14 protein-coding genes are annotated in these 16899 nt (G+C 62.1%); 8 read left to right on the forward strand and 6 right to left on the reverse strand.

Translation table 11 applies throughout. The features are described 5' to 3' along the window. Window positions 1–102: 102 nt before the first annotated feature. Both NKK47_RS00325 and ppa read left to right on the forward strand, forming a co-directional pair. The gene (locus NKK47_RS00325; RefSeq protein ID WP_023678138.1) at window positions 103–609 is read left to right on the forward strand and encodes a GNAT family N-acetyltransferase; all 507 of its coding nucleotides are present in this window, start codon (window positions 103–105) and stop codon (window positions 607–609) included. Between the two features lie 116 nt (window positions 610–725). After that, window positions 726–1256 (forward strand): inorganic diphosphatase, encoded by a 531-nt coding sequence (gene ppa / locus NKK47_RS00330; protein ID WP_352451245.1) that lies wholly within the window; start codon window positions 726–728, stop codon window positions 1254–1256. A gap of 27 nt (window positions 1257–1283) precedes the next feature. Here ppa and NKK47_RS00335 read toward each other — a convergent pair whose 3' ends face one another. Further along, window positions 1284–1874 carry a hypothetical protein gene (locus tag NKK47_RS00335; protein WP_352569497.1) on the reverse strand — a complete coding sequence of 197 codons (591 nt, stop codon included), beginning with the start codon at window positions 1872–1874 and terminating at the stop codon, window positions 1284–1286. Between the two features lie 98 nt (window positions 1875–1972). Continuing rightward, entirely contained in the window at window positions 1973–2578 is a 606-nt protein-coding gene (locus tag NKK47_RS00340) for a TetR/AcrR family transcriptional regulator (protein WP_352574589.1), read from the reverse strand. A gap of 82 nt (window positions 2579–2660) precedes the next feature. Here NKK47_RS00340 and NKK47_RS00345 point away from each other — a divergent pair, with 82 nt between their 5' ends. Both NKK47_RS00345 and NKK47_RS00350 read left to right on the forward strand, forming a co-directional pair. Continuing rightward, window positions 2661–3944, forward strand: coding sequence for an MFS transporter (locus NKK47_RS00345; RefSeq protein ID WP_352574591.1), 1284 nt, complete (start codon window positions 2661–2663; stop codon window positions 3942–3944). Between the two features lie 282 nt (window positions 3945–4226). Next, window positions 4227–5801 carry an alkaline phosphatase D family protein gene (locus NKK47_RS00350; protein ID WP_023678132.1) on the forward strand — a complete coding sequence of 525 codons (1575 nt, stop codon included), beginning with the start codon at window positions 4227–4229 and terminating at the stop codon, window positions 5799–5801. A 46-nt stretch (window positions 5802–5847) separates the two neighbouring features. Here NKK47_RS00350 and NKK47_RS00355 read toward each other — a convergent pair whose 3' ends face one another. Then, the gene (locus NKK47_RS00355; RefSeq protein WP_352451242.1) at window positions 5848–6129 is read right to left on the reverse strand and encodes a hypothetical protein; all 282 of its coding nucleotides are present in this window, start codon (window positions 6127–6129) and stop codon (window positions 5848–5850) included. Between the two features lie 198 nt (window positions 6130–6327). Here NKK47_RS00355 and typA point away from each other — a divergent pair, with 198 nt between their 5' ends. Both typA and NKK47_RS00365 read left to right on the forward strand, forming a co-directional pair. Continuing rightward, window positions 6328–8157 (forward strand): translational GTPase TypA, encoded by a 1830-nt coding sequence (gene typA / locus NKK47_RS00360; RefSeq protein WP_023678130.1) that lies wholly within the window; start codon window positions 6328–6330, stop codon window positions 8155–8157. A 241-nt stretch (window positions 8158–8398) separates the two neighbouring features. Further along, the gene (locus NKK47_RS00365) at window positions 8399–9145 is read left to right on the forward strand and encodes a M48 family metalloprotease (protein WP_352574593.1); all 747 of its coding nucleotides are present in this window, start codon (window positions 8399–8401) and stop codon (window positions 9143–9145) included. A gap of 110 nt (window positions 9146–9255) precedes the next feature. Here NKK47_RS00365 and NKK47_RS00370 read toward each other — a convergent pair whose 3' ends face one another. Continuing rightward, window positions 9256–9882, reverse strand: coding sequence for a DUF1062 domain-containing protein (locus NKK47_RS00370; RefSeq protein ID WP_352574594.1), 627 nt, complete (start codon window positions 9880–9882; stop codon window positions 9256–9258). A 393-nt stretch (window positions 9883–10275) separates the two neighbouring features. On the opposite strand from NKK47_RS00370, the gene NKK47_RS00375 reads away from it, so the two are divergent. Beyond that, the gene (locus tag NKK47_RS00375; protein WP_352569503.1) at window positions 10276–10890 is read left to right on the forward strand and encodes a LysE family translocator; all 615 of its coding nucleotides are present in this window, start codon (window positions 10276–10278) and stop codon (window positions 10888–10890) included. A gap of 9 nt (window positions 10891–10899) precedes the next feature. Here the strand turns inward: NKK47_RS00375 and NKK47_RS00380 are convergent, their stop codons facing one another. Next, the gene (locus NKK47_RS00380) at window positions 10900–11223 is read right to left on the reverse strand and encodes a YciI family protein (RefSeq protein WP_023678126.1); all 324 of its coding nucleotides are present in this window, start codon (window positions 11221–11223) and stop codon (window positions 10900–10902) included. A 137-nt stretch (window positions 11224–11360) separates the two neighbouring features. Then, window positions 11361–11924 carry a peroxidase-related enzyme gene (locus NKK47_RS00385; RefSeq protein WP_352574595.1) on the reverse strand — a complete coding sequence of 188 codons (564 nt, stop codon included), beginning with the start codon at window positions 11922–11924 and terminating at the stop codon, window positions 11361–11363. 130 nt (window positions 11925–12054) lie between these two features. Here NKK47_RS00385 and NKK47_RS00390 point away from each other — a divergent pair, with 130 nt between their 5' ends. Continuing rightward, the gene (locus tag NKK47_RS00390) at window positions 12055–16851 is read left to right on the forward strand and encodes an NAD-glutamate dehydrogenase (protein ID WP_352574597.1); all 4797 of its coding nucleotides are present in this window, start codon (window positions 12055–12057) and stop codon (window positions 16849–16851) included. Window positions 16852–16899 lie beyond the last annotated feature (48 nt).

Raw genomic sequence — 16899 nt, forward strand, 5'->3', positions numbered from 1 at the left:
TTTCGCAGCGTCTCAAGGACGCACCGTCCGGCTGTGTGAAAGCATCGTGGCGGTTGACCGGACTCTTGCAATCGGGCGCGGCGGGTTTATGGTTAACTAATCATGAATACGCTGAGCATCGACATCAGGAAAGCCGAACCGCGCGATGCAGCCGCCATCGCCGACGTGCATCTCGAGGCCTGGCGCGGCGCCTATTCGGGCATCATCCCACACCGCACGCTGACATCGATGATCAACCGCCGCGGCGCCGACTGGTGGGCGAATGCCATTCGCCGCGCTGCCACCGTCCTGGTCGTCGAAATCGGCGGCAAAATTGCCGGCTATGCGACGATCGGCAAGAACCGTGCCCGCGAACTCAGGCAGCAGGGCGAGATCTACGAACTTTACCTGCGGCCGGAATATCAAGGCATCGGGCTCGGCAGCCGGCTGTTCTCGGCCGCGCGGGCACGGCTGGCCGACCATGGCCTGAAAGGCATGGTGGTCTGGGCGCTGGAAGACAATCAGAACGCACTTGCCTTCTATGCCGGCGCCGGTGGCCGCGATGTTGCCGAAGGCGTCGAGATATTCGAGCAGAAGGCGCTGAAGAAGGTCGCTTTCGTCTGGGAATGACGGCCAGCGCATGATCCGGCCGGTTTTCGGTTCGGACGATCTCCCCGTACCATTCGCCGCATTGCACCATTCGCCGTCGCCCGCTATCGATCTCCAATCGAGAGAGGGATAAAGCGATGCGTATCGAAGCGATTGCCAGCGGAAAGAACCCGCCCGAGGACGTCAACGTCATAATCGAGGTGCCGATCGGCGGCGAGCCGATCAAGTACGAGATGGACAAGGAAGCCGGCACCCTGTTCGTCGACCGCTTTCTGCACACGTCGATGCGTTATCCCGGCAATTACGGTTTCGTACCGCATACGCTGTCGGGCGACGGCGACCCGATCGACGTGCTAGTCTGCAACACGCGCGCGCTGGTGCCAGGCTGCGTCATCAATGTGCGGCCGATCGGCGTGCTGGTGATGGAGGACAATGCCGGCCAGGACGAGAAGGTGATCGCGGTGCCTTCACCCAAGCTGACCTTGCGTTACGAGGACGTCCACGAATACACGCAATTGCCCGACATCACCCGTCAGCAAGTGCAGCACTTTTTCGAGCACTACAAGGATCTCGAACCCGGCAAATGGGTCAAGATCGAAGGCTGGTACGATGCGGCCTATGCCAAGAAGATGATCGTCGAGGCAATCGAGCGGGCCAGGCGCAAGTAATTGTCGGGCGCAAATAATCACAAATAATCAGTTGTCGACGCGGCCGAAAGCGGGCGCGTCGCCAAGCACCTCACGCTTGTCCTTGCCGCAGGCGAAGGTGCGTGCCTTCTCGTCGGCAAGCTTGCGCGCCTGATCGTTGGCGGCGGGATTGCCGGTGGCGAGCACAAGGCCGATCGTGCAGCCTTCGTGGGCGTCAGGCTGGGCAACCTTGGCGACGATCAGCACTTCCGTCGACTTGTTCTCGCCCTCGGTATCGCTGATCGAGCGACGATGAATGACGGCGAAGGGAATGGCAGTTTTGCCGTTGGTTTCGATCCGCCACTCGACTTTGGGTCCAGCCGAATTGAGGCCGGAAAAGCTTTCCCAGACCGTGGTCATATCGCCAGGTGGAAAGCCGTAGAACAGCGATTCCCGCGCATCGTCGTAGGAAACCAGCACCGGGTAACCGCGGTAGCCCGAACAGGCGAGATCGGCCCAGTCCCCGTCGCCTTCTTCCGCTTGGGCATAGGTGACGCAGTCCTTCTCCCAATCGAGATCGGTATAGACGCTGGATATGTCGCCGGCCCGGGCCGCCTGGCAGAAACCGGCGAGGGCAAGCGGGATCAAGAGAGCGCGCATGGCGGAACAACTCAGTTCGGGGGGCGCAGCGTACCGTCAAATTTAGCAGCAGCCTAGAGGAAGTCAGGCTGCGCACAGTGGTCTGGTAAAACGGAACACTATTTCTTCAAACTTGCCTCTATCAGAAGATCGGCGTTGCGGGCCACCGACTGCGCCGGCCCGCCGACACCGAACAGCTGGCCGCTGATATAGGCGCCCTCGATCAGGAGCAGCAGCCCGTCGCCCAGCGTGTCGGCGTCGCCGGCGCCCATCTCTGCCGCCATGGCACGCAAGCGCCGGCGCAATTCCTGCTTGTTGGCCTCGCTCACCACACGGGCCGGATGGCCATGTTCGGGATATTCGACCGCGGCATTGGTCATGCCGCAGCCGCGATAGTCGGGCTTTTGCGTACGCTTGCCGACACGCGTCAGGAAGGCGACGATCTGCGCGCGCGGATCGCCGGGATGGGCATTCACCGCCTCGTCGAAGCGCTCCCAGAATTCGAGGTCATAGTGCCGAAGATAGGATGCGGCCAGCTCATCCTTGGACGGAAAGCTGCGGTAGAGGCTGGGCTTGGTGACGCCGGCACGCCGCACGATCTCGTCGACGCCGATCGCCCTGATGCCTTGCCGGTAGAACAGGTCTCGCGCCACCTGGAGAATCCGTTCGGCGGCGCGAGGCGGGGGTGCGTCATTCGCCTTGATCGTTGGTTCAATGCTTTTCATGCCTGGTCTGCCGGTTAGCTGGTTGACAATGTTACCGGTCGGTACGTATGTTTCGCGCTCCCGCAACGTACCGGTCAGTAACATGATAGCTCAATCCCGCCCGTTTGGCCAGCGCTACGCTTTCGTAGTGGTCGCCGTCATCTTCCTTTGCCTGCTGATCGCAGCGGGCCTGCGTTCGGCGCCGGCAGTCATGATGCTGCCGCTGGAGAACAGTTTCGGCTGGCGGCGCGACGTGGTGTCGCTGGCGGCGGCCACCGGCATCTTCCTCTATGGCCTGACCGGGCCGTTTGCCGCGGCGCTGATGGAGCGGATCGGGCTGCGCCGCACCTTGCTTGCCGCGCTGCTGTTGATGTCGGGATCGACCGCGCTCAGCCTGTTGATGACCAAACCGTGGCATCTGCTCCTCACCTGGGGCGTGTTTTCCGGCGTCAGCTCGGGCGCCGTCGCCACCGTGCTCGGCGCGACCATCGTCAACCGCTGGTTCAAGACCAATCGCGGCTTGGTGATGGGACTGATGTCGGCGTCCAGTGCCACCGGGCTGCTGGTCTTCCTGCCGCTGCTCGCCTCGCTCGCCCAGTCGGGCGGCTGGAAGCCGGTCGCCATCGCCATTGCCGTGGCCACCGCCTGCCTGGTGCCGCTGGTCTATATGCTGGTGCCGGAGCGCCCGGCGTCGATCGGCATGGTCCGCTATGGCGCCGATGCCGACGACGTGCCGCCGGTGCCGCCAGCCTCGCAAGGCAATTTCCTTTCGCACACGCTGAGCACGCTGCGCCGCGCCGCCGGCACGCGCGTGTTCTGGTATCTGTTCGCCACTTTCTTCGTCTGCGGCTTCACCACCAACGGGTTGGTCGGCACTCACCTGATCGCCTTTTGCGGCGATATGGGCATTGGCGAAGTGCAGGCTGCAGGCCTGCTCTCGATGATGGGCATCTTCGATCTTATCGGCACGACGCTGTCGGGCTGGCTCACCGACCGTTTCGACCCGCGCAAGCTGCTCGGCGTCTATTACGGTATTCGCGGCCTGTCGCTGATCTATTTGCCCTATTCCGGCTTCTCGGCGACCAGCCTGATCATCTTCGCCGTGTTTTACGGACTGGACTGGATCGCCACGGTGCCGCCGACGCTCAGGCTTTCCAACGAGGCGTTCGGCGACCGCAGCGGGCCGATCGTCTTCGGCTGGATCGTCGCAGGCCATCAGGTTGGCGCCGCGACAGCGGCCTTCTTCGGCGGCACCATGCGCGAGCTGCAAGGCAATTACGAGCTTGCCTTCATGATAGCAGGCATGACCGCGATTGCCGCCGCCTGCATTTCGCTGCTGATCAACACCAGCCGCCAGGCGTTCGACCCGGAACCGCAAGCGGCTTAGGGGTGCGCCAACGGTGCGGCTTTCCCTTCTCCCCTTGTGGGAGAAGGTGGCCGAGCGAAGCTCGGCCGGATGAGGGGTGTTCCAGCTTGGAACCGCCGGCACTCCGTCCAGCACCCCTCAACCGTCTTGGCGCTGCGCGCCAATCCACCTTCTCCCACAAGGGGAGAAGGAAAGAGCTAGCGCTCCTGTTGGTTGTTACGAAACCTTCATCGTTTCGAAATGTGCCTGAAACATTGAAGCTGGAGCTTGGCGGCGACGTTCAATGCCATCCAGGAGACAGCCATGAACAAGATTTCGATGACGCGGCGCGCTTTCGTCACGTCGGCCAGCGCCGTTGGCCTGGTCGGCGCCTCGGGCCTGGCGCTTCCCTATTACTCGCGCGCCAATCAGCGCCCGGCTTTCACCCATGGCATCCAGTCCGGCGACGTCGACGCCACCAGCGGCATGGTCTGGACACGCACCGACCGGCCGTCGCGCGTCATGTTCGAGGTGTCGCCGACCGAAAGCTTCACCAATGCCGTCCGCCTGGCGCCGCTCGATACCTCGCCGGCCAGCGATTATACGGTGAAGCGGCTGCTTACCGATCTCGCCTCCGACCAGGACATCTTCTACCGCATGGTCGCGGCCGATCTTGCCGACATCAACGCCGTTTCCGAGCCGGTCGTCGGCCGCTTCCGCACGGCACCTGCCTCGAAGCGCGACATTCGCTTTGCTTGGTCGGGCGACACCGCCGGCCAAGGCTGGGGCATCGACGAGACCGGCATGAAGACCTACGCCACCATTGCCAAGCACACGCCCGACTTCTTCCTGCATTCGGGCGATACGATCTATGCCGATGGTGCGATGAAGGACGAGGTCGACCTGCCCAACGGCGGCAAGTGGAAAAACAAAGTGCTGATCGACGAGAAGCGCAAGGTTGCCGAGACGCTGGACGAATACCGGGCGCAGTGGAAATACAACATGATGGACAGGCATGTGCTGGCGCTCAGCGCCATCTGTCCGACCTTCTATCAGTGGGATGACCACGAGGTGCTGAACAACTGGTCGGACTCGAAGGACCTGAGCGCCGACGATCGCTACACTGAAAAATCCATCCATGTGCTGACGGCACGTGCGGCGCGCGCCTTCCACGAAATGACGACGATCCGTTACGAGCCGTCGGAGCCCGGCCGCGTCTACCGCAAGATCGCCTATGGTCCGCTGCTCGACGTGTTCTTCCTCGACATGCGTTCCTACCGCGGCCCCAACGGTCCGGATATGCAGGAGACGATGACGCCGCAATCGCGCATCCTCGGTGAACAGCAGATCAAATGGCTGAAGCGTGAACTGGCGAATTCCAACGCAACCTGGAAAATCATCGCCGCCGACATGCCGCTCGGCCTCGTCGTCTGGAACGACGGCACCAAGAAGGTAGGGGCCGAGGCGGTCAGCAATGGCGACAATGGCCCGGCCAAAGGGCGTGAGCTGGAAATTGCCGACCTTCTTCGCTATATAAAGAATGCGGGTATCAGCAACACTGTCTGGCTCACCGCAGACGTGCATTACACAGCCGCGCATTACTACAATCCGGACAAGGCGCAGTTCCAGGACTTCAATCCGTTTTGGGAATTCGTTTCGGGTCCGATCCATTCCGGCACGTTCGGGCCTAATGGTTTCGATATGACATTCGGCCCGGAGCTGAAGTTCATAAAGGCACCAACTGCCGAACAGGGTCAAAACCTGGCGCCTTCGGCCGGCCTGCAGTTCTTCGGGCTCGTCGAAATCGATGGCGCCACCGAGCAGTTGACGGTGCGGCTGATGGATCGCGACGACAGCGAACTCTACAAGGTCACGCTCGATCCGGTGCGGTCGGCGTGAGCGACGGCGCCACTACCCTCGGGCCAGCCCGAGGGTAGGGCGTATATCAATCGGGATAGCAGACGACGGGAATGTTGGGCCAGACGGCGCTGTCGCATCCGGCATTTTGCTGCCGCTGCTTGAAGGCGGCGCTGACCGGCCCGGTCACCACCGGATCGACGCCATCGGGAGCATCGGCAAAAAGCTGCTCCGCCGACGGCTTGTCGGACGGCAAAGCAGACCGCGTCTCCTTGAACGACGCCGCCGACTGCGCCGCGCCGGCCGCGAGGAGGACGGCGAGCGCGGTACATGCCAAAATCGGCCGGAGTTTGATGCCTATCTCGATCATGAAATTCGAACTGTCCGGACCATGAAAGGTTCCGCCTTGGTTAATAATTCCACTTCACACCAAGACATTTAAGATTTGGTGACTTTATTTGGTGGCTCGCCTCCTCTTTCGCAATTGCGAAAAACCCTGTATGAGCCGCCCAACCGAAAGAGGCAGCGCCTTTTGGCCTGCTGCCTGCAACGCTCCCGAGACCGAAACATGAAAATCCGCAATATCGCGATCATCGCGCACGTCGACCATGGAAAAACCACCCTTGTCGACCAGCTTCTGAAACAGTCCGGCTCGTTCCGCGACAACCAGCGCGTCGCCGAGCGCGCCATGGATTCGAACGACCTCGAAAAGGAACGCGGCATCACCATCCTGGCCAAGGCGACCTCGGTCGACTGGAAGGACACCCGCATCAACATCGTCGACACGCCCGGCCACGCCGACTTCGGCGGCGAGGTCGAGCGCATTCTGTCGATGGTGGATTCGGCCATCGTGCTGGTCGACGCCGCCGAGGGGCCGATGCCGCAGACCAAATTCGTCGTCGGCAAGGCGCTCAAGGTTGGACTGAAGCCGATCGTCGTCATCAACAAGATCGACCGGCCCGATGCCCGTCACGTCGAAGTGGTCAACGAGGTGTTCGATCTTTTTGCAGCACTTGACGCCACCGACGAGCAGCTCGACTTCCCTATCCTTTATGGTTCAGGCCGCGACGGCTGGGTCTCGGAAAACCCCGAAGGTCCGAAGGACCAGGCTCTGGCGCCGCTGTTCGACCTCGTCATCAAGCACGTGCCGGCGCCGACCGTTCATCCCGGCCCGTTCCGCATGATCGGCACCATCCTGGAAGCCAATCCGTTCCTCGGCCGCATCATCACCGGCCGTATCGAATCCGGCACGCTGAAATCCAACCAGGCTGTCAAGGTGCTGCACCATGACGGCACCCAGGTCGAAACCGGCCGCATTTCGAAGATCCTCGCTTTCCGCGGGCTCGAGCGCCAGCCCATCGACGAGGCGCAGGCGGGCGACATCGTCGCTATTGCCGGCCTGTCGAAGGGCACCGTCGCCGACACCTTCTGCGACCCGTCGGTGACGGAACCGCTGCATGCGCAGCCGATCGATCCGCCGACCGTGACGATGTCGTTCCTGGTCAATGATTCGCCGCTGGCCGGCACCGAAGGCGACAAGGTGACCAGCCGCGTCATCCGCGACCGCCTGCTGCGCGAGGCCGAAGGCAATGTCGCGCTGAAGATCGAGGAATCGCCGGATAAGGATTCGTTCTTCGTCTCCGGCCGCGGCGAATTGCAGCTGGCCGTGCTGATCGAGACGATGCGCCGCGAAGGTTTTGAGATCGCCGTGTCGCGGCCGCGCGTTGTCATGCAGAAGGGCGACAGCGGCGAATTACTGGAGCCGGTCGAGGAAGTCGTCATCGACGTCGACGAGGAGCATGCCGGCGTCGTCGTGCAGAAGATGTCGGAGCGCAAGGCCGAGATGGTCGAGCTTCGCCCTTCGGGCGGCAATCGCCAGCGCATCGTCTTTCACGCACCGACGCGCGGATTGATCGGCTACCAGTCGGAACTGTTGACCGACACGCGCGGCACCGCTGTGATGAACCGGCTGTTCCATGCCTATGAACCTTACAAGGGTGAGCTGCCGGGCCGTACCAACGGCGTGCTGATCTCCAACGAACAGGGTGAATCGGTGGCGTACGCCATGTGGAACCTGGAAGACCGCGGCCCGATGGTCATCGACCCCGGCGTCAAGGTCTATCAGGGCATGATCATCGGCATCCATTCCAGGGACAACGACCTCGAAGTCAACGTGCTCAAGGGCAAGAAGCTGACCAACATCCGCGCCGCCGGCAAGGACGAGGCGGTTAAGCTGACACCGCCGATCCGCATGACGCTGGAACGCGCGCTGGCCTGGATCCAGGACGACGAGCTGGTCGAAGTGACGCCGAAGACCATCCGCCTGCGCAAGCTCTATCTCGATCCGAACGAGCGCAAGCGTTTTGAGAAGTCGGCGAAAGTGGTCGGCGCGGCGTAAGAGCTTTTATTCTGGGCGGAATGGAGGGGCGAAACACGCGTTCCTTCCCGCTGAGCGGACACGGCTTGTCGCCAGAAGGAATGTGGCGCCGGCCGCTCAGTGTCTCTTCAGAGGCTACAGCGGAGTCGTCGCAATACCATGATATTTTCGCTCTCTCCTTCTTTGTCACGGTAGTTTAGCTGTGGGTAAAGGCGGGGAAACGGGTGTGGGAAATGCCGTTCTGGCTTTCGTCCGGAGCCTTATGCAAGATGACATGCGGCGAAGGCTCGTTGCTCACAAGAATCTTGTTGGATTTGGCAATGCAGTATTGCCAGCGATCGAGCACGAACTTGCAAGGATCGATCTAGGCAAGGTTTCCCATCACGAAATCGCAACGCTTGTGGCGGGCCTCGCTACTGCTCTGCACGATATCAACGAAGACGCATCCCGACGATATATGTCGGCTTCGCTCGCAAGACCGATAACTCCCCTCATGCGAGCTGCGCTCCGCAGCATCGTCCGCTTTGCAATGGACGACTGGCGGCGGTCTTCGGTCGGCGGCATCATTGTTCTGGAGCATGGCAAGCTCGACAGTCGCTTTGAAGCCTCTCGGCACGTTGGCCGCTGGCTGGCAAATGTACCTGAAGCCGATCTGGTTGGCATTTCGCGAATCTACATAATCCCGGAACCTCCCGAGCCCGAATTCGCCGGTACCTACCTCCAGGCGGTATCGGTCATCGAGATTGTCTGGCGACGCCCATCCGAGCACAGGATTGGGAACGTAGTTCGGAGATTCATGATCGAGAAAACGCTCTATCATGAGGTAGGACACCACGCGCTGCAGCATGTCGAATCTGGACAGGATCCTGATCAGGAACGGCAGGCAGACCGTTACGCATGGAAAATGATGCGCAAGGCACATCCCAATCTATCGATGCTTACTCTTCCCTTGCGATTCCTTGGCGCGTTTCACCGAAGGAAAAATGCCAAGGATTTGGAAACAGCTTAGGATTGCGTTTCGGGAAATCGGCGAAAGTGGTCGGCGCGGCGCAAGTTTCTTTCTTGTAGTCTACAACAACGAGGGAAGGGAGCACTCGTGTGCTCCCTTCCCTCGTTGTTTCATCCGCCGGCAGCCGAGATGATGGCTTCCCGGTCGGGCTCGCCGACGAGATAGACGCGGATCGTCGTTCCCGCTCGAGCCGGCTTGCGCAAGGCTTTGCCCCCGTCCGGACCAATGACCAGCAATCGTTTCTCTTCCCAAACCTGTAGCCGCGATCGCGGGACACCGAGTTCGCTGGCCAGCAACCGGTCGAGCCGCAGCGTTGTCGGCATTTCGAGCCAGAGCTGAAGTTCGAGAGCGCTGGTATTTTCCGGCCTGTCCCCGAGCACCTGCTTATGAACGATGGCTTCAGGAAACTCCTCGACGCGCCCGATCCTGCTTCGCAATGCGGCAACATCGAAGGCATGGCGCCGCGCCAGGACCGGATCGTTGCTTTCGAGCGCCTGCAATATTGCCGGTTCGATATCGCGGCGGCTGCAGCGCTCCAGAATGCCGAAATTCCAGGAATTGTCGCAGTCGATGCAGCGGTAGATCAACCAGGCGTCAATGCGCTTGCCATTGGCATTGACGCGGAATTTGCCGCTGCAGCGATAGGCTTTCAAGCTGCCGCAGCGATTGCAGTTGAGGTGAGGTCGAGGTGCGGTCTTGGGTGTGATCGCCCAGCGGATACGCAGTATCGAAGGCATGCCGAAAAGCCCTTCCCGTCGGGAAGTTCGTCAGATCGGCGATATCGAGAACCCTTGCGGGCACGGCGTGGCGAGAGACTGCGGCAGTCGGAAATCAGGTGTCGCGGGTGGTTATGCGCGACAGCGGTTCAGCAGTGCCAAACCGGTCTCGAACCGCCACCCGAGGAACACATGATGTGAAAACAGGCATCGCGACTGCGACGCCCTGCTCTGTGTTGGGGGAGTTGACGAGACCGGCGGTTACGTAGGCAAAGTGAAGCTCGGAAAAGATTTCGGAACGACATCTCTAGCCGTGAGGTGCCTGGCCGACAAGCCTTCTTTCGGTAGACGCTACCGTCGCCGGAACAGTTGGGTTATGTTGAACGACCCAAACATTTCAAACGAGACCGCGTCATGCATTTCACGTCGCTGCTGATTTTTGCCGGCGCCCTGCTTGTTGCAGCCGGCTCGCCCGGCCCATCGATCGCCGCTCTTGTGGCGCGGGTCATCTCGAAAGGGTTTCGCGACGTGTTTCCGTTCCTGCTTGCCATGTGGATCGGCGAAGCGATCTGGCTGTCCCTGGCGGTGTTTGGCCTCGCCGTGGTGGCGCAGACGTTCCACTTTGCCTTTGTCGTCGTGAAGTGGGTCGGCGTCGCCTATCTCGGCTGGCTGGCCTGGAAGATGTGGACGGCACCGGTCGAGGCCAAGGAAGGCGCGCTGCCGCGCGAAGATTCGCCCGTCAGACTGTTCTTTGCCGGCATGGCGGTGACGCTCGGCAATCCCAAGATCATGATGTTCTACCTGGCGCTGCTGCCGACCATCATCGACCTCGGTTCGGTCAGCATGATCGGCTGGGTCGAGCTGACCGCGACCATGGCCGTTGTCCTGGTCGCTATCGATTTGACCTGGGTGCTCGCCGCATCACAGGCGCGCAAGCTGCTCAAAAGCAAGCGGGCGATGAAGATCGCCAACCGCGTCAGCGCCGGAACCATGGCCGGCGCTGCGGCGGCTATCGCGGCGCGGTCCTGAGCCGGCGCGTCAACCCATTTCGATTATCGGCGCAATCTCGACGCTGAAACCCGGGTCCGTCAGGATAGGACAATCCTTGGCTTTGCCGACGGCATCGTCGATGTCTTTCGCTTCGATGATGGTGTAACCGGCGGTCGGATTGCTACCGCCATTGTTCTCGACCTTGCCGCCGGGCAGCAGGGTCTTCGACATGCCGACTGGATTGCCACCATCGACCACGGCTGAGCCAAGCTTGCCGTACCAGCCGTTCCAGGCATCCATCGCTGCCTTCCGTTCGGCCTCCTCGGTCGGCATCTTGCCCGAGCCGTGATAGACGTAGAGAAATTTCGCCATGTTCTCCTCCTTTGATCGGCGGCATCGAACCGGCATGCGGTCATGCCGCATGCCGATCATCGGACCAAACCGGCAAACAAGCAACGAGAATGCGAAGTAGCTAATATAATGTGCGGTTGGCTCGCAACGGCGGTGCCCTATCGCGCCATCGCATGGTATTCATCGTTCGGCCGCATGTCGATTGCCGATGCCAGCCGGTTCGACATGTTGAAGAACGCCGCGGTCGAGGCGACGTCCCAGATGTCGCGGTCGGAAAAGCCGACTTGCCGCAGCGCCGCCCGGTCCGCTTCGACGATCTTTGCCGGCTGCTCGGTCAGCTTCACCGCGAATTCGAGCATGGCGCGTTGCCTGTCCGACAGCTCGGCGGCGCGAAAATTCATCACCATCATCTCGCCGAAGGCCGGGTCGCCGGAAAGCTGGCGCACCGCCGCGCCATGCGCGACCAGGCAATAGTAGCAATGGTTGACCGACGAGACGGCCACCGCGATCATCTCGCGCTCGAGTTTCGACAGGCCGGATTCACCCAGCATCAAATCATTGTACATGTCGGTGAAAGCGCGCAGCTTCTTCTCGTCGAAGGCATAGGCGAGCAGCACATTGGGAACGAGGCCGAGCTTCTCCCGGCACTTGGCGAAATAGGCCTTGGTCGCGTCGCTCAGCTCCGCCGGTGCCAGGTCAAGCGCGGTAATTTTCTCCGTCATGGCGGATTTCTCCTCGTTTTCGCCAGGCTGCCGGTGAATTCCGACATTTCGTCGCAAGCCGTCAAACCTTTGTCGCCAAATACCCGTCATCTGTTAGCATAGCCGCAAAAACATGTGACGGGAGGGACTCATGGCCAGCGTAAAGTCAGCGAGCCGGTTGAAAAAGGCCGGCGTGACGAGGGGTGAAGCCGCGGGTGGCGAAAAGCCCGGCAGGCTTGCCGACTACTTGCTGGCCCGAGCTCCGGCCGAAGATGTCGCCGCCTACGACGTCATCGATCTCGAACGCGCTGCCGAACTCGCCGGCCGCGCAGTGGCCAGGCACAAGAAGGACGACTGCGTCGTTGCCATAGACGTTGATTCCGGTGTCGTCCGCCAGGGCCGGCCGATGACGGTGATCACCGTCGTCAACGACAACATGCCGTTCCTGTTCGATTCCGTCCTCGGCGAGATTACAGAAAGCGCCGGCGAGCCGCTGCTGGTTACCCATCCGGTCATAGTCGTCAGGCACGGCAAGAACGGCGTCGAGGAAATCCTCGGCGATGGCGGTTATGCCAAGGGCGACCACAGCCATGACCGACTGAGCGTCATCCATGTCCATATCGGCCGCCTTTCGGCCGAGCAGGCCGAAGGCCTGGCCGCACGCCTGACGAAGCTGCTCGGCCAGGTGCGAGCCGCCGTCACCGACTGGAAGCCGATGCTTGCCCGCCTCGACCAGGCGATCTCGGAATTCCGCTACTCGCCAGTGCCGCTCGACAAGGCCCATGTCACCGAGGCGATCGCCTTCCTCGAATGGCTGCGCGACGACAATTTCACCTTTCTCGGCATGCGCGAATTCAACTACACTGGCGGCGAGACGAGCGGCATGCTCGAGCGCGCCGAAAAGCCCGGCCTCGGCATCCTTTCCGATCCCGACGTGCTGGTGCTCAGGCGCGGCACCGAAGCGGTGAGCACGACCCCGGAAATCCGTGCCTTCCTGCATGGGCCGGAACCGCTGATCGTCACCAAGGCCAACGCCAAGTCATCGGTGCACCGCCGCATCTACCTCGACTACATTGGCGTCAAGACCTACACCGGCAAAGGCGTGCTTTCAGGCGAGCTCCGTATCGTCGGCCTGTTCACCTCGACTGCCTATACGCGCTCGGTGATGAAAATCCCCTACCTGCGCTCGAAGGCGGAAACCGTCATTGCCAAATCCGGCTTCAATCCAAGCGACCATTCCGGCAAAGCTTTGATCAACGTGCTGGAGAGCTATCCGCGCGACGAGCTGTTCCAGGTTTCGGTGCCGATCCTGCGCAAGCATGCCGAAGCCATACTGGGCTTGATCGAGCGACCGCGCGTCAGGGCATTGGTGCGTGTCGACCAGTTCGACCGCTTCGTCTCCGTGCTCGTCTTCGTGCCGCGCGACCGCTACGACAGCGTCGTGCGCGAGAAGATCGGCACCTATCTGAAGACCGTCTTCGAAGGCCGGCTGTCGGCCTATTATCCGGCCTTCCCGGAAGGCGGGCTGGCGCGCGTCCATTTCATCATCGGCCGCTCCGGCGGCAGGACGCCGAAGGTCGAGCAGGCGACGATCGAGGCGGCGATCCGCGACATCGTACGGACCTGGGACGATGCACTGCGCGAGACCGCGACAGAGACCGGCGCCGATGCGAGACTCACGGCCATCGCCTCGCGTTTTTCGGAAAGTTATCGCGACAGTTTTCCGCCGGCCGTGGCGCTGGCCGACGCCGGGCGCATCGCCAAGCTCGATGCGTCAAATCCGATCGCCATCGACTATTACCGTCACACCGTCCAGAAGCCGCATCAGGCGGCGCTGAAGATCTATCACCATGGCAGCCCGGTGGCGCTGTCGCGGCGCGTGCCCGTGCTGGAAAACATCGGTTTCCGCGTCATCAGCGAGCGCACTTTCGAGGTCGGCGACATTCAATCCGGCATGGTCTTCATCCACGACATGGAACTCGAGAACAGCTACGGCAGGCCGATCGACCTCGGCAATGGCGGCGCGCTGTTCGAGGATGCGTTCCTTTCCGTCTGGCGCGGCGATGTCGACAATGACGGCTATAACGGCCTTGCCCAGACCGCCGGCCTGTGGTCGGGCGAGATCACCGTCCTGCGCGCCTATGGCCGCTATCTGCAGCAGGCCGGCATCCCGCAGAGCCAGGATTTCATCGCCGCCGCACTCAACCGTTATCCCGAGATCGCCCGCGGCCTGCATGCGCTGTTTGTCGCCCGCCTCAGCCCGACGGCCGAGACGGAAGGCGTCGTTCAGGCCAAACATCTGAAAGCCAAGATCACGGATGCGCTGGAAGACGTTCCCAACATTGACGACGACACCATCATCCGCCGTTATCTGAATCTGGTCGAAGCCTCGCTGCGCACCAATCATTTCGTTGCCGATACGAAACAGAAAGGCCAATCGCTGGCGATCAAGCTCGATTCGCAATCGGTCGACGGGCTGCCGGCGCCGCGGCCATGGCGGGAGATCTTCGTCTACGGCTCCGAGGTCGAGGGTGTGCATCTGCGCTTCGGCCCGGTCGCGCGCGGCGGCCTGCGCTGGTCGGACCGTGCGCAGGACTATCGCACCGAGGTGCTCGGCCTGGTCAAGGCACAGCAGGTCAAGAATGCGGTGATCGTGCCGGTTGGCGCCAAGGGCGGCTTCTACCCGAAAAAGCTGCCGATGAGCGCCGGGCGCGACGCAATTTTCGAGGCCGGCACGGCCGCCTACAAGAATTACGTTTCCAGCCTGTTGTCGATCACCGACAATATCGGGCTGGACGGCGTCATCCCGCCAGCCGGCGTCGTGCGGCGCGATCAGGATGATCCGTATTTCGTCGTCGCCGCGGACAAGGGCACGGCGACCTTCTCGGACATCGCCAACGCCATCAGCGAAAGGCACGGCTTCTGGCTCGACGACGCTTTCGCCAGCGGCGGTTCGGCCGGCTACGACCACAAGAAGATGGGCATCACCGCCAAGGGCGCCTGGGAAGCGGTCAAGCGGCATTTCCGCGAGATGAACCGCGACATCCAAACCGCGCCGTTCACCGTCGTCGGCGTTGGCGACATGTCGGGCGACGTGTTCGGCAACGGCATGCTGCTGTCGGAGCAGACCCGGCTGATCGCCGCCTTCGATCATCGCGACATCTTCATCGATCCCGATCCCGACATGGCGGCTTCGATGGCCGAGCGCCGGCGTATGTTCGCTCTCGCCCGCTCAAGCTGGCAGGATTACGACAAGACGAAGCTGTCCGAAGGCGGCATCATCGTCTCGCGCAGCCAGAAGTCGATCACCTTGCCGGCCGCCGCGGCTGCAGCTATCGGCCTCGGCAAGACAACGGCCACGCCGGTCGAGATCATGAGTGCCATCCTCAAGGCGCCGGCAGATCTTTTGTGGTTCGGCGGCATCGGCACCTATGTCAGGGCATCGGGCGAGACCAACCAGGACGTCGGCGACCGTGCCAATGACGCGATCCGCATCACCGCGCTCGACCTGCGTGCCAAGGTCATCGGTGAAGGCGCCAATCTCGGCGTCACGCAGCGGGCGCGCATCGAATTCGGATTGAATGGCGGCCGCTGCAACTCAGATGCGATCGACAATTCGGGCGGCGTGAACTGCTCAGACGTCGAGGTCAACATCAAGATCGCGCTGGCTTCCGCCATGCGAAAGGGATCGCTGACGCGGCCGTCGCGCAACAAATTGCTGGCCGAGATGACCGACGAGGTCAGCGCCCTGGTGCTGTCCAACAATTACCAGCAGACGCTGGCGCTGTCCCTTGCTCGCAAGCGCGGCCTTGCCGACATTGCCCATCAGAGCCGCTTCATGGAGGCGCTCGAGGCGCGCGGGCTGCTCGACCGTGCCGTCGAGACGCTGCCGTCGCCGGCGGCTCTTGCCGCGGGCGATGCGCGCGGCGAGCCGCTCACCCGGGCCGAGCTCGGCGTGCTGCTTGCCTATGCCAAGATCGTGCTGTTTTCCGATATCGTCGCCAGCAACGTGCCGGACGATCCGCATTTCGACCGCGACCTGATGGGTTACTTTCCCGACCGCATGGCAAAGAAATATGCGGCGGAAATCCACGGCCATCGCCTGCGCCGCGAGATCATCGCCCGTGTCGTCGCCAATGATCTGGTCAATCGCGGCGGCCCGTCCTTCGTCAACAGGCTGCAAGAAGCGACAGGGCGCAGTGCCGCCGATGTCGTGCGCACCTTCGCCGTGGTGCGCGATGGCTTTGCACTGCCGGCGCTCTATCGCCAGATCGATGCACTCGATAACCAGATCGACGGGCAGATCCAGCTCGACCTCTATCAGGCGGTCAGCCGGCTGATCTATGTGACCAGCGGCTGGTACCTGAAGAACGATGCCGACACTGCACTGCTCGGGCAGCGGATTGCCGAGTTGCAGGATGCGCGCAAGGCGCTGGAGCCGAAGCTCGTTTCGCTGCTGCCGGCCTTCTCGCGCGAGCGGATCGAGGAGCGGCGGCACAGCCTGTCGAAGGGTGGCGCGCCCGAGAGCCTTGCCGAACAGCTGGCGTTGACCGATGTGGCGGAACTCATCCCCGACATAGCGCTGACGGCGCGGACGGCAAATGCCGGCATCGTCGCTGCCGCCAAGGCGTTTTTTGCAGTCAGCGATGTCTTCCGCATCCCGCGCGTCGAAGATGCTGCGCGCTCGATCACGCCCTCGGATTATTACGATCAACTGGCGCTTTCCCGCGCCACCGACACGATCGGCGCGGCCAGGCGCGGCATCGCGGTGGCGGCGCTGACCGGCCATGCCGAGGCGGCGGATCCGGTGTCGGCATGGTTGGAGGCCGGCGGCGAACGGGTCGGACGCATCCGCGAGCGGTTGCAGGCGCTGACCGAGGGCGGCGACATCACCGTGTCGCGGCTGTCGGTGGCATCCGGCCTGATGAGTGATCTGACGCAGCTGTGAGACGTCTTCCATATCGCGCGGGATTGCCGGGAAGAACTGCGCTATAGA

Origin of the sequence: Mesorhizobium sp. M0019, from assembly GCF_040323975.1 — a bacterium.
Taxonomy (GTDB): Bacteria; Pseudomonadota; Alphaproteobacteria; order Rhizobiales; family Rhizobiaceae; genus Mesorhizobium.